10 protein-coding genes are annotated in these 13,978 nt (G+C 60.4%); all 10 read left to right on the forward strand.

Annotated elements, in window-relative coordinates; all coding sequences use genetic code 11:
- Positions 1–445 precede the first annotated feature (445 nt).
- The 10 genes from ACWGXF_RS09135 to ACWGXF_RS09180 all read left to right on the forward strand — a co-directional run bounded on the left by ACWGXF_RS09135 (position 446) and on the right by ACWGXF_RS09180 (position 13,848).
- Positions 446–925, forward strand: coding sequence for a sigma-70 family RNA polymerase sigma factor (locus ACWGXF_RS09135; RefSeq protein WP_034353742.1), 480 nt, complete (start codon positions 446–448; stop codon positions 923–925).
- Position 926: 1 nt separating this feature from the next.
- Entirely contained in the window at positions 927–1,880 is a 954-nt protein-coding gene (locus ACWGXF_RS09140; RefSeq protein ID WP_256631146.1) for a FecR domain-containing protein, read from the forward strand.
- Positions 1,881–2,136: 256 nt separating this feature from the next.
- On the forward strand, positions 2,137–4,554 hold the full coding sequence (locus ACWGXF_RS09145) for a TonB-dependent siderophore receptor (RefSeq protein WP_452101878.1): 2,418 nt from the start codon (positions 2,137–2,139) through the stop codon (positions 4,552–4,554).
- Positions 4,555–4,952: 398 nt separating this feature from the next.
- Positions 4,953–5,591: a Crp/Fnr family transcriptional regulator gene (locus ACWGXF_RS09150; protein ID WP_039049055.1), complete on the forward strand. Its 639-nt coding sequence runs from the start codon at positions 4,953–4,955 to the stop codon at positions 5,589–5,591.
- A gap of 248 nt (positions 5,592–5,839) precedes the next feature.
- Positions 5,840–7,915 (forward strand): sensor domain-containing diguanylate cyclase, encoded by a 2,076-nt coding sequence (locus ACWGXF_RS09155; RefSeq protein ID WP_256631144.1) that lies wholly within the window; start codon positions 5,840–5,842, stop codon positions 7,913–7,915.
- A 155-nt stretch (positions 7,916–8,070) separates the two neighbouring features.
- Positions 8,071–9,003: a LysR family transcriptional regulator gene (locus tag ACWGXF_RS09160; RefSeq protein WP_256631143.1), complete on the forward strand. Its 933-nt coding sequence runs from the start codon at positions 8,071–8,073 to the stop codon at positions 9,001–9,003.
- Positions 9,004–9,079: 76 nt separating this feature from the next.
- Complete coding sequence (locus ACWGXF_RS09165; protein ID WP_054074598.1) at positions 9,080–10,639, forward strand: ABC transporter ATP-binding protein; 1,560 nt, start codon at positions 9,080–9,082, stop codon at positions 10,637–10,639.
- On the forward strand, positions 10,632–11,726 hold the full coding sequence (locus ACWGXF_RS09170) for an ABC transporter permease (RefSeq protein ID WP_256631142.1): 1,095 nt from the start codon (positions 10,632–10,634) through the stop codon (positions 11,724–11,726). Before ACWGXF_RS09165 ends, ACWGXF_RS09170 begins: the two co-directional genes overlap by 8 nt.
- 3 nt (positions 11,727–11,729) lie before the next feature.
- Positions 11,730–12,650 carry an ABC transporter permease gene (locus ACWGXF_RS09175; protein ID WP_003073332.1) on the forward strand — a complete coding sequence of 307 codons (921 nt, stop codon included), beginning with the start codon at positions 11,730–11,732 and terminating at the stop codon, positions 12,648–12,650.
- A gap of 52 nt (positions 12,651–12,702) precedes the next feature.
- A complete protein-coding gene (locus ACWGXF_RS09180) occupies positions 12,703–13,848 on the forward strand; it encodes a BMP family ABC transporter substrate-binding protein (protein WP_256631141.1) in 1,146 nt (381 codons plus the stop codon).
- Positions 13,849–13,978 lie beyond the last annotated feature (130 nt).

The raw sequence follows: 13,978 nt of genomic DNA on the forward strand, positions 1-13,978 counted from the left end.
TGAGCCTTACGGCTCAAGCCAAAGGGTGGGTCAGTTTGAGATGGAAATGGCGGGTCAGTTTTGCGTGGAAATTAACAGCACTGGGGGCACCGCGCACGCTGGCGCTGTCGGCAACGGTTGACTTCTGACGCGGGTGTGCTGAAGTTTGCAGTCCGGTCTCTGGCTTCCAGGTGGACGATGCTCTTGCTAATTCCGAGCAGATATGGATCCGAGATCCTTTGACGGCGGCTGCGCAGTTGATGCATCTGCGCGGCTGCTTTTCATGGCTGCGATGACGCTCGGATGGACCGGGTCTGGCCTGACAGAGGGCTGTGCCCACTGGGCGGTGGGGCTTCTCAATAAGTGAGAATGGGTATCATTTATGTAGAATCGTTGCATTTCCAATGCACGAGAGACTTCGGTGCCTACCCACGCCAACAGCATCGCCAGTGAAGCACTTGGCAGCATGTACACACTGCACAACCGCTGGCTGATCTCCTGGCTGCAGCGCAAGCTTGGCAACCGTTGTGATGCGGCAGACATTGCGCAGGACACATTCACGCGCATTTGGACAACTGCCAGAACGCAAGCAATCGAAGACATCAGAGAGCCCAGGGCTTATCTGACAATCGTCGCCAGGCGATTGATGATCAATCACCTGGAACGGCGCTCGCTCGAACAGGCATATCTTGCCTCCTTGCAGCTATTGCCTGAAGCCACCGCGCTCTCGGCGGAGGCCCGAGCCATCTTGCTGGAGACCCTGGAGGAGCTGGATGCATTGCTGGGAGAGCTTCCAACGAAAGTTCGCACCGCATTCCTGCTTTCGCAGCTCGAAGGGCTTGCTTATGAGGAGATCGCCACGCAGATGCAAGTAAGCGTGCGTACGGTCACCCGCTATATGGCGCAGGGCTTCCGGCAATGCCTGCGCGTAATGCTGGACGCCTGAAATGAGTGCAATCGATGCAAGCATTCTCGATGAGGCCGCTCAATGGCTGGCTCGTCGGCATGCATCGGACTTCAGCGAAGCAGAGCAGGCCGAGCTTGCCAGATGGCGCAGCCTCAGTGCAACCCACGAGGAAGTCTGGCAACGCATAGAGCAACTGAAATTCCGAATGGATGGTGTTCCCTCGGCAGTTGGCATGGCCGTTCTGGATCGTCCACGTGCTGCGGGAAATCGCCGGCAGATTCTGCGTGCATCGGCACTCGCTCTGGCAACTCCAATGCTTGGCTGGTTCTCCTACCGCTATCTGCCATGGCACATCTGGAATGCAGACTTCAGAACAGCAACAGGCGAAAGACGCGAACTGACCTTGGCTGACAACAGTCAGGTGCTGTTGAATACGGCTTCCGCAATAAGCGTTCAGTTCGATGGCAAAGAACGTCTGATCCAGCATCTTGCTGGTGAGATTCTGGTGGAAACCGCACACCTGAGCGAATACAAGACCTTGCCTTTTGTTGTCCAGACTGCCGATGGGCGGCTGCAGGCACTGGGCACCAAATTCATCGTTCGAAAGCATGCACAAAGCACGACGCTGTCGGTGCTGCAAGGCGCGGTGCAGGTAATGCCTGCGCATTCCAGGCAATCGCTTGTCGTGCAGGCTGGCGAGCAAGTGAACTTCGATGCTCACAAGGCGGGGGCCTTCACCTCCCTGCCATCCCACGCCGATGCCTGGACTCGGGGTGTGCTGTATGCCGAGAACATGCGCTTGGCTGACTTCCTGGAGGAGTTGCAGCGCTATCGCGAAGGAATCCTGCGCTGCGATCCAAGTGCTGCTGAGCTGCTCGTGTCCGGCACATTCCATTTGCGCGATACAGATCGTATTCTCGAGTTGCTGGCTCGGACCATGCCAATCCATAGGCAGCAACGCACCCGTTACTGGATAAGTGTCACGCGTTCCTGAAGTTTCCCGGGATCAGGTTTTCGCATGCTGCCCTCGGAAATTCAGGCCGCAGCGAAAATCGCTGTCCTGTTTTTCAATCTCGCCTGTCAAGTGCATCAAGACCCGTTTATTGACAGCCAGGAGGATTGAGCAGATGCCCGAAAAGTACGTCCGGAAACCCAACAGGAACGCCAATGCGATGCGACTGCGCCCGGTCGCAACGGCAGTCGGAGGAATTCTTGTTGCCATCGTCGGCACAGCCGCTATCGGTTTGCACATGCCAGAGGCTTACGCTGCAGATCAGGTTACCAGTCCTGCGCAGAAGTCCTATCAGGTGGCCGCTGGCCCAATTGGCCCCGCACTGATGGATTTTGCTGCTCAGGCAGGCATCAATCTCAGCATGGATCTGAGCAAGCTCAAGGACAAGCGTACTCCTGGCCTGTCTGGTTTCCACACCGTCGATAGCGGTTTTGCACAGTTGCTGGAAAGCTCGGGACTGAGTGCACGTCGTCTAAGTGAAGGCAACTATGCACTGGAAGTCCCGGGGAGCACCAAGGCATCCATCGAACAAAAGAGCAGTGCTTCCGTGCCCGTCAGCAGCCAAGGCTCTCCAGAGCTTGCCGCCGTGACGGTGACGGCACGTACCCAGAATAATCTCGTTGCACCGTCCCGGCAGGTCAGTATTCTCGAAGCTGAAGAAGTTCAGCAACTTCGGCAAGGCTCCGACAGTCTGGCAACCATGCTCAGCAAAGTCGTTCCAGGGATGGCCGATTCCAGCCACACAATCACCGACTATGGGCAGACTCTGCGTGGCCGGAACATGCTTATCCTCGTAGACGGCGTTCCGCTGAACACCAATCGCGACTCATCCAGAAACCTCGCCAACATCAATCCTGCAGACATCGAACAGATCGAGGTGCTTCGCGGCAGCAGTGCCATCTACGGCAGCGGCGCAGCAGGCGGCATCATCTCTGTGCGTACCAAACGCCCCTCGGGCGAGACCAAAGCAGAGACCATAGTGACTGGATCTGCACCGCTGTCCAAACTCAGAGGCGCCGGGCTTGGAGCCGAAGTCCAGCACTATCTTTCTGGCGGTGGCGATGTGGTCGACTATTCCGTCAGCCTGGGCGCCAAGCATGTCGGAGGCTCTTTCGACGCCAAGGGGAACCGCATTGCACCAGAGCCCAGCCAGGGAGACTTGTTCGACTCCAATATCTACAACGCGTCGGCCAAGATCGGCTTCAAGCTGGACGCAAATCAACGGCTTCAATTCTCCGCGAGCCACTACAACGCCAGCCAGGACACCGACTATGCATCCGATCCGTCAGTGGCCCGCTTGCCCGCAGGTACGGCAGCCGCCAGGCCTATCAAGGGCTTGGTACTTGCAGATCAAAACCAGATCAAGAACACCATGCTGGGTCTTGACTATGAGAACCGCGATCTCGCAGGCAGCGCCGTGGCGGCTCAACTCTATTACCGGGATTTTTATACGCGCTTTGCGCCCTTCGATGCACGAGCCGTTCCTGTGCGAGGCGCCAACGTCGATCAGTCCATGCAGAACTCCGATGTGTTCGGTGGTCGCCTGACCATCAAAACACCTCTCGGACAAGAGAAGAACACCTTGCTGATCTGGGGGGCCGACTTCAATCACGAGCGCACCGACATGCCGATCGATATCTTTGATCCCAAGGCCTATGACGCCAGTGGAGGTCTGGTGTTCAACAAGATTGGCCGCCTGATCTATATGCCCCAGGTCACGACTCGAAGCATTGGCGCCTTTGCCCAGCTGCAACACAAATTCAACGATCAGTGGTCCGTGGAAGGCGGAGCGCGCTACGACCGAGCTCAGGCCAGCTTCAACGACTTCACCCCTTTGTCGCAATCGAAATTGCCCAGCCCCCAGTCCGTTTCTGGCGGTACCGTTAAATACGGCTCATGGACTTACAACCTGGGCACGGTCTTTGCGCCGACCAAGGGACACGAGTTCTATGCGTCCTACAGCCAGGGCTTTGAGCTGCCGGATATCGGGGTCGTGGTGCGCAATGCCACAGCGGGCTTCAACATCGGCAATTCCAACCTGCAGGCCGTCAAAACAGATACCGTGGAAGTCGGTTGGCGCGGCAAGTTTTCCAATGTCATTGCCAACCTGGGAGCCTTTCAATCGCGCTCCGATCTCGGCGCCGTGCAGAGTTTCAATAACGGGCTCACGCTGCTGCGAACCAAAGAAAAAATCAAGGGGGTAGAAGGCGGTCTCGATTACTTCAGCGACGATGACCGCTGGAGCAGCGGTGGGAGCTTTACCTGGATGAAAGGGCGTGAACTTCCGCAGGGATCAAGCCTTTATCAGGACATGACGGGCTATCGTATTCCGCCCCTCAAACTGACTGCCTATGTGGAATACCGTCCCAATGCCAGCTGGAGCCACCGCATCCAGGCAAGCGCATATGCCTCCAAGGATTACCGCCTGGATGGCAAGACCAGCTTTGGGCGCCACGACACCAGGGGCTACACCACAGTGGACTTGATCAGCCAATGGAAAATCGACTCCAAGAACCGCGTATCGCTCGGTGTGGAAAACCTGCTTAACCGCAACTACTTCCCGCTATACAGCCAGCTGCTTCGCAATAACAACAACACCAGCCGCCTCCCTGCAGCGGGCACTGTGTTGCGAGTCAGCTATGCACACACTTGGTAGGTGCGCGTCACACAAGCCGGTCGACGAATGGCGGTGCTTTGCGACCGCAGCGCCTGATCTGATGGAGCTGTTTTGACGCCGAGGCACTGCGGCTGCCGCTTGCCGTATTTCTGACAGCGTTCCCTGAGAGTCTGCTGCCTTAGCTGGCTTCCTGTGTCCGGTAAGGAATGACAGCCATCGGCAATCCATGGTCGACTGGAAAAAGATGCAGCGATATGAGGCGCCTGGACGTATCTGTTTCCGGGGGCTGAGTTGTGTTTACGACCTGTCGATCCGGAATGTCGACTGGTCAGGTCCAAAGGGCCGCGGCTTCGGCAGCGGCCCTTTTGGCTGCTCGGCCTGGCTTGTTGACTTGGCTCAATATGAGCCGGGGCAAAGCCCGGCACAGTGTGGCGCATATGTTCACCATGCCCTCCATGTCGCAAATCGCTTCCACGTTTGGGCAGCCTGAGAGCTTTGCTCCAGGCTCTTGGCTCAGGCAACGTCGCCAACCCCTTGATTCGGTGCTGTATCTGGAAAGCGGCAGCGTGATGCTCGGGGTCGGGCAGGATTCGGCCATGCGCCATCAACTGGGGCAGGTGGAAGGGCCGACCTGGCTGGATGCCGCTTTTGCGCTGCAGGAGCGTCCTTCCTGCCTCGATATGCAGGCGCAGACGGCTGGGCGCATCTACATCATTCCTCTGGCGCGCTTTCTAAGCTCTGTGGCGGAGCTTGCACCCGCCGTACAGCACTTGCTCAAAGATCTGGCCAGGGCCTATTGCTCGCAGACCGAGCTGGCGGTCAGTCGCCTGGCTCAGGACGCCGAAGCTCGCTGCGCCCAGTGGCTGCTGAACCATGCGAGCCCGGGAGGGAATGGCAATGCCCTGCATGTCACCCTCAAGGCACGCAAACGCCTGATTGCAGCGCAACTGGGTATTGCGCCGGAAACATTCTCGCGCGTGCTCCGGCAGTTGCGAGAGCATGGGCTGATTGCCGGGCGAGGCAATGTCATTGAATTGCCCAAGCCCGGCGCACTGGAGGTGCTGGCGCTGGGGTAAATACCGGGCCGGGTTGCAGACCATGCAGCGCTTGGCTTCTGCTCTGAGCAGGAGCTTGCGGCGTAGCATTTGTCGACAATCTCCGGGGTTTCCTCTCGTTGGGTTGCAGACATCGGCTCTCTATATTGAGGCCCATGTCAGATGCTGTCTTCTCCCTGCAAGCAGAGCCGCCATGGGTTGCGCCGTCGCAGCCAGAGGAGGTTGCTGCCGCACCACAGTCTGGGCGGATACGCAGAGGCCCAGGCCCCATGCTGCGCAGCATGGTGCTTGTTGCCATGATTGCAGTGCTGCTGGCTGGAGCTGGCGCTGCGGGCTGGGTGGCTTATTCCCTGCGCCGGGCGGTCATGGACGGAGCGTTGCCGGCGCAGACCAAGGCGTTGGAATACGCGGCTCGTTCGCTGGCCTTCAGAGTCGAGCAGCAGCAAAAGCCCCTGCATAGTCTGTCCTCTGTGCTGGCGGGTCATATGCATGATTCTCCGGAGTCACTGCAGGCCGTGCTCAAGCAGCCCACATCCATGGCACAGCAGTATGAGCAACTTCAACTGGCTGATGGAAAAGGGCAGTTGCTGGTCAATTTGCATCAGGAGCAGGCGCTGGCCGCAGAACAGCTTGAAGAGCCGCTGCGTGAAGTGCTCAAGCGGTCATTGGCAGAGGGCAAGCCGATCACCCAAGCCTGGGTGCGTGCCGGTGATGCGGGCCTGCAGCTGGAGTTTCAGAATGTCGTGCCTGTGCGTGATCTGCAAGGCAAGTTGCAGGGCGTTCTTGGCGGCAGCTACCGGACGCCTTTGTCGGTGTTGTTTTCGCTGGAGGTTGCCTCTGCCGAAGCGGGTAGCCAGCTGCTGCTGATCGACCGTGACCTGCGCCCGCTGGCTCTCAGCAGCAAAGGGCAGTGGCAATTGCCCCCTGCCTTGGGAGATGCTGCGCTACCTCGAGGGCTGGATCCAGCCTGGCTCAAGACGGCCCAGACCGGTGCGGTCAGTGAGCAGAGAAATAACCAACTCTGGAGCGCCATGCCGCTGCCTTGGGCGCAATGGACTCTGCTGAAGGTCAGCAACGTTCAGGAATGGGTGCCGGGAGTCTCGGTCAAGATGATGGGCTGGCTGGCCACGGCCCTGCTGTTGCTGGCTGGATTGCTTGGCGCGGTGCTTTGCCTGATCGCCTATCCGCTGACGGCCTTGTTCCGCTCGGCAGAGCAGGCTTCTCGACGCGGGCTGATGCTGGAAGTGGACTTGGGCAGCCGGGGGGGCAACTGGTGGCATGGTCTGTCCGATCATGACTGGGGAGAGGCCCAGACCCTGCGCACTGCCTTGCAGGCCCTGGGCGGTGGTTATGAGGCGCATGGCGAGCTGGAGCGTGATTTGCAGATGCAGTTGCAGACCTTGATGGACTATGCCCCCGTAGGTTTGATCGTGACGCATGGCTCGAAGGTGCAGCGTGTGGGCATGCAGGCAGCCAGAGTACTTGGCTATCAGCCTCAGGAAATGCAGGGCCTGGCCGTGCGTGATCTGTGTGCCAGCGATGCCGACTATGAGGATCTGATGGGGCGGGTCCGGCGGGCTCTGGATACTTACGGACAATTTGATAGCGAAGTCTGCTTGGTACGCAAGGATTCAAGGCCGATATGGGTGCGAATTCACGGTCAGAGCATGCAGCGCATGCACAGGGCCTGGGAGCAGTCGGGCAAGGCGCTGGATGGTCAATATCTGGTCTGGGAGCTGGAGGATGTGACCACGCAGCGGCAGTTGCGCGAGCAATCGAGCTGGAAAGCCATGCACGATCCCTTGACCCGTCTGCCCAACCGAACGGCGTTTGCTCTGCGGCTCAAGGAATGGCTGCGCGAATATACGACTCCCGACTATCTGGAGAGCCTGGGCGGCGCGAATGTGATCGCCCGTTCGCAGAGCGAGCCCAAGGCGCATGGCATCGTGCTGTATGTGGACCTGGACCACTTCTCTCAGGTCAATCGCCAGGGCGGGCGTGAAGTGGGTGACGAGGTGCTGGGCCATATCGCGCGCCTGATCGAGTCCACGGTGCGACCCCATGGCTGGGTGGCGCGGGTGGGAGGCGATGAATTTGCCATTCTCATGGCCGGAATCAGCCGTGAGGAGGGCATGCGCCATGCGCAGCTGCTGTGCATGGCCATACAGGACTGGGAGGGCTCCTACCAGGGGCAGCGCTATATGTTGAGTGCCAGCATCGGCATGTTGCTGCTGGATGCCAGCTACCACACGGCGGCCAGCGCCTTCAAGGGGGCCGATATGGCCTGCTACGCCGCCAAGCGCAAAGGGCGCAACCGTGTGGAAGTGATGACGGCGGCGGTCTGAGCCGGATTGCGCATGCTGAATTCAAGGCAGATATGACAGCCTAGAGGGCAATCCCTTGGCTGCTCAAAGGGGTTGACTGAGTTACGCTCTGCGGCTGCTTTGTATACAAAATGGATGAGGCTGGCCGTGCCAAAGCGCCCGGATGGCCGTGACCTATGCGTGACCAGACCTTGTTCGACAAGATAGATTTGCACCTGATCAGGGTGCTGCACACGGTGCTGACGGAGCGTAGCGTCTCCAGGGCAGCGCTGCGACTGGGCATGCACCAGCCGGCGGTGTCTGCAGCCCTGCGGCGTCTGCGCGAGCTCGCTGGCGACCCTTTGCTGGTGCGCTCCGGGGCACAGATGCAGCCTACCGATGTGGGTTTGCGCATGGTGCAACCCTCGGCAGACATTCTGCGTGCAGCCGAGGGTCTGTTCAGCGATGCGCGGCAGTTTGACCCGCGCACCTCGACTCGTACCTTCCGCATTGCGGCCAGCGACTATCTGGACCCCCAATTCCTGCCGCGGCTGATGTCGGCCATGAAGGCGCAGGCCCCGCATTGTCCGGTGGACTTTCTGCCACTGAGCGCCGAAGCGCATTACGAGGGACAACTGGCCGATGGCGAGATCGATGTGGTCATCGGCAACTGGCCGCTGCCACCGGAAGGCCTGCACATGGCCAAGCTGTTCGAGGACGAGGTGGTCTGTCTGGTCAGTCCCAAGCATCCGGCAGTGCGCAGGGGCTGGGATGTACAGCAATGGCTGCAGGCCGAGCATATTGCGCCAACCCCGGCCTATCCGGGTGCCCTGGGCGTGATAGACGAACAGCTGGCAGGCATGGGTTTGAGCCGCCAGGTGGTGGCACGCTGCGCGCATTTCAGTCTGATTCCCGACATGGTGGCATCAAGCTTGCTTGTCATGACCTCGGGCAGATTGTTCTGTGAGCGTTTCAGCGAACGTCTGTCCCTGGCCATACTGCCTTGCCCCGTGGAATTCCCTCCGCTGGTCTATTACCAGCTCTGGCATGCGCGTTCGCATGCCGGAGCCGCCACACGCTGGCTGCGAGAGGTGGTTCGCAATGTTGCACTAACGCTGCGAAATCAATAGCTTGTATCGTATTCCTGTTCAGCGCATAGAGCCTGTTTGAGTCAATTTGTTATTTGAATTGAGAGACAATCCAGCGATGAATCCCCCCCCGACACATTCCCCATCTGCGAGTGCGCCTGCGCGCTTGCAGCTGGAGGGTATTACCAAGCGGTACCCGGCTGTGGTTGCAAACAGCAAGGTATCGCTGAAAGTTAAGCCCGGCGAGATCCACGCCATCCTGGGCGAAAACGGCGCTGGCAAGTCCACGCTGATGAAGATCATCTACGGTGCGGTCAAGCCTGACGAGGGTGCCATCCTGGTCGACGGCAAGCCGGTGCAGATCCGCAATCCGCAGGAAGCCCGGGCACTGGGCATTGCCATGGTGTTTCAGCATTTCAGCCTGTTCGACACGCTGACCGTGGCCGAGAACGTCTGGCTGGGCCTGGACAAGAGCATTGCACTGGCCAAGGTGATCGAGAACATTCAGGCCACGGCCCGCGATTACGGGCTGGAGGTGGACCCGCATCGTCCCGTACACACGCTTTCCGTCGGCGAAATGCAGCGCGTGGAAATCATCCGCGCCCTGCTGACCAATCCCCGCGTGCTGATTCTGGACGAGCCCACCTCGGTGCTCACGCCCCAGGCCGTGGAGATGCTGTTTGTGGTGCTGCGCCGCCTGGCCGCGGAAGGCTGCTCCATCCTCTATATCAGCCACAAGCTGCATGAGATCCGCTCGCTGTGCACGGCCTGTACGGTGCTGCGCGGCGGTGTGGTGACGGGGGAGTGCAACCCGGCCAACGAGACCAATGCTTCGCTGTCGCGCATGATGATCGGCTCGGAGCCGCCGGAGCTGGAGCACCGCAGTGCGAATACCGGCGATACCGTGCTGCGTGTGCAGGGGCTGTCGCTCAGAAGCCAGGATCCTTTTGGTGTCGATCTGCAGAGCATTGCGCTGCAGGTGCGTGCGGGCGAAGTCGTCGGTATTGCCGGCGTCTCCGGCAACGGCCAGAAAGAGCTGATGTATGCGCTGTCCGGCGAGGACACACGCTCCGAGGCAGAGGCCGTGCAGTTGCTGGGCAAGGGCGTGGGACGCATGGGGCCTGGTCGGCGCCGTGGCATGGGCCTGCATTTCGTGCCTGAAGAGCGGCTGGGGCGCGGGGCCGTGCCCAGCATGGGCCTGGCCCACAACCTGTTGCTGACGCGAAAGACCGCAGTGGGCAAGGGCGGCTGGATTCGCATGGCGGCGCTGCAGGCGCAGGCGCGGGACATCATCGGCCGCTTCAACGTCAAGGCCGGCGGTCCGAATTCGGCCGCGCAGTCGCTGTCGGGCGGCAATCTGCAGAAGTTCATCGTGGGTCGTGAAATTGATGCCAAACCACGTCTGCTCATCATCTCTCAGCCCACCTGGGGGGTGGATGTGGGGGCTGCGGCGCAGATTCGGGGCGAGATTCTCAAGCTGCGCGACCAGGGTTGCGCCGTGCTGGTGGTCAGTGAGGAGTTGGACGAGTTGTTTGAGATTTGTGACCGCCTGCATGTGGTGGCCAAGGGGCGCCTTAGCCCCTCGGTGGATAGAGCGGCTGCCACGGTGCAGCAGATAGGTGAATGGATGAGCGGCCTGTGGGATGCGGCGGCGGTGCAGGGAGGTGCCCATGCTTAAGCTGGAACAACGTCCCCAGGCGTCCAAGTTCTGGACCTATGGCTCGCCAATTCTGGCCTTGCTGATTACCGTGCTGGTAGGGATTTGCCTGTTCGCCCTGCTGGGCAAGGACCCGGTCAAGGGCTTGCAGGCCTTTTTCTGGGAACCCATCAAGTCGGGCTATGCCCTGGGCGAGCTGGCTGTAAAGGCCACGCCTTTGCTGCTGATCGCGCTGGGGCTGGCCGTATGCTTTCGCTCCAATGTCTGGAATATCGGTGCCGAAGGCCAGTTCGTCATCGGGGCGGTGGCTGCGGGCGGCATTGCCTTGCTGGCCGACAAGACCACCGGTCCCTGGATCGTGCCGGCCATCCTGATCGCCGGCATGCTGGGCGGCATGCTCTGGGCGGGCATTGTGGCCTTGCTGCGTGACCGCTTCAACGCCAACGAAATCCTGGTCAGCCTGATGCTGGTCTATGTGGCCACGCTGGTACTGGGCTATCTGGTCTATGGTCCCTGGAAGGACCCCATGGGCTACAACTTCCCGCAGACCAAGAGCTTTGAGCGCGTCACGCAGATTCCTCGGCTGGTGCAGGGCATGCGCATGAATATCGGCGTCATCATCTCGCTGGTGGGGGCCGGTCTGCTGTGGGCATTTCTGTTTCGCACGCGTGCAGGTTTTGCCCTGCAGGTCGGCGGCCTGGCGCCGTCGGCGGCACGCTATGCCGGTTTTTCCTCGCGCAAGGCGCTGTGGACGGCGCTGCTGATCTCCGGCGCCACCGCCGGTCTGGCGGGGGCACTGGAAGTCGCTGGCCCTCTGGGTCAGCTCACGCCCTATGTGCCCGCCGGCTACGGCTTTGCGGCCATCATCGTGGCCTTTGTGGGGCGCCTGCATCCTGTGGGCATGATTTTCTCGGCCATTCTCATGAGCATGTTTTATATCGGTGGCGAGCTGGCGCAGTCGCGTCTGGGCCTGCCCAAGGCGCTGACCGGCGTCTTCCAGGGACTGCTGCTGTTCGCGCTGCTGGCCTGCGACACGCTGGTGGCCTATCGCATCCGCTGGGTGGCAAAAAAAGCCGGCAGCGCCATTTCTGCAGTGAAGGGAGCCTGATCCATGGAATCCTATGCACTTCTGCTGGGCTCCACACTCAGCGCCGGCACCGTTCTGGCGCTGGCGGCCCTGGGCCTGCTGATCAATGAAAAATCGGGCATCGTCAATCTCGGTGCCGAAGGCATGATGCTCTGTGCTGCCATTGCGGGCTTTGCCGCTACCGTGCACACCGGCAATACCTGGATGGGCTTTGGCGCGGGCATGCTAGCCGGGGCCTTGCTGGCCGCCATCTTCGGGGGACTGGTGATCTGGTTCAACACCAACCAGTACGCAACCGGTCTTGCGCTGTCGCTGTTCGGCGCGGGCTTCTCGGCTTTCGTGGGCCTGGGCTATGTGCAGGCCAAGCTGCCCGAGCTGCCCAAGTACTCGATTCCCGGCCTGGCAGATCTGCCGCTCGTGGGCCCGGCCTTGTTTACGTTGCACCCGCTGGTATACGGTGCCATCGTGCTGGCCGCCCTGATGGTCTGGTTTCTGTATCGCACGCGTGCGGGCCTGGTGTTGCGCTCGGTCGGCGAGTCGCCCTCGTCGGCCCATGCCCTGGGCTACCCCGTGCGACGCATCCGTCTGATGGCCGTGATGTTTGGCGGTGCCATGTGCGGTCTGGCGGGGGCCTTCATCTCCGTGGTCTACACGCCGCTGTGGGTGGAGAACATGGTGTCGGGTCGAGGCTGGATTGCTCTGGCGCTGACGACTTTCGCGACCTGGCGACCGGCCCGCGTCCTGCTGGGCGCCTATCTGTTTGGCGGCGTGACCATGTTGCAGTTCCATCTGCAGGCCACGGGGGTCCAGGTGCCTAGCCAGATTCTGTCCATGCTGCCGTATCTGGCCACCATCGTGGTGCTGGTGCTGATCTCGCGTAATCCGACCTGGATTCGAGCCAATATGCCGGCCTCCCTGGGAAAACCCTTCTACCCTGGAGCGTGATGCCCAAATGTGGTGCAATCCGCTTTTCAAAAATAACGAGAGGACAACTTCGATGACAACTCTGGGCAAACGCGCTCTGATCAAGATGATCGGCCTGACGGCTGTTTCCATGGCTGTGCTGACCGCTTGCGGCAAGAAGGAAGAAGCACCAGCAGCTCCTGCCGCCGCACCTGCGGCTGCTCCTGCTGCCGACAAGCTCAAGATCGGCTTCATGTATGTGAGCCCCATCGGCGACGGCGGCTGGACCTACCAGCACGAGCTGGGCCGCAAGGCCATCCAGGAGAAGTTCGGCGACAAGATCGAGACCTCCATGGTCGAGAGCGTGCCAGAGTCTGCCGACGCCGAGCGCGTGATGCGCGACATGATCGGTCAGGGCAACAAGCTGGTCTTCGCCACCAGCTTCGGCTATCAGGACTTTGTGCAGAAAGTCGCCGCAGACGTCAAGGATGTGAAGTTCGAGCACGCCACCGGCTACAAGACGGCCGACAACGCAGCCGTGTACGACACCAAGACCTTTGAAGGTGCTTATCTGGCCGGTATCGTGGCGGGTGCCATGACCAAGACCAAGACCGTGGGCGTGGTGGCTTCGGTGCCAATCCCCGAAGTGGTGCGCAACATCAACAGCTTTGTGCTGGGCGCCCAGAGCATCGACTCCTCCATCAAGGCCAAGGTGGTCTGGGTGAACGAGTGGTTCGCTCCTCCCAAGGAATCCGAAGCCGCCAACAGTCTGATCAACGGCGGCGTGGACGTGATGTACCAGAACACCAATTCTCCAGCCGTGCTGAAGACGGCCGAGGAGCGCGGTGCCCGTGCCTTCGGCAAGGACGGCGACATGAGCGGCTTCGCGCCCAAGGCTCATCTGGGCTCGGCCGTGATCGACTGGACTCCTTACTACAGCAAGGTGGTGGAAGACACGCTGGCCGGCAAGTGGCAGACCGGCAACTTCTGGTGGGGTGTGAAGGAAGGCGCCATCGACCTGAAGAAGATCGCTGACGACGTGCCCCAGGAAATCAAGGACAAGGTTGAGAAGGCTCGCGCCGGCCTGAAGGACGGCTCCTTCGCCGTCTGGACCGGTCCCATCAAGGACAATACCGGCAAGGAACTGCTGGAAGCCGGCAAGGTTGCCGATGACGCCTGGCTGCGCAGCATCAACTTCTATGTGAACGGTATCGAGGGCAAGGTGCCCGGTGCCAAATAAGCACTGTTTGCGGGGCGCCTGAGCAGCGTCCGATCAAAGGCCCCTAGGGGGCCTTTCTTTTTGCGCTGTCGTTTTCAGGATACCTATCTGCAATTTGGCGCAGTTTATGCATATATTGCCCAAGGTGTAA

The organism is Comamonas sp. HJ-2 (genome assembly GCF_053615495.1).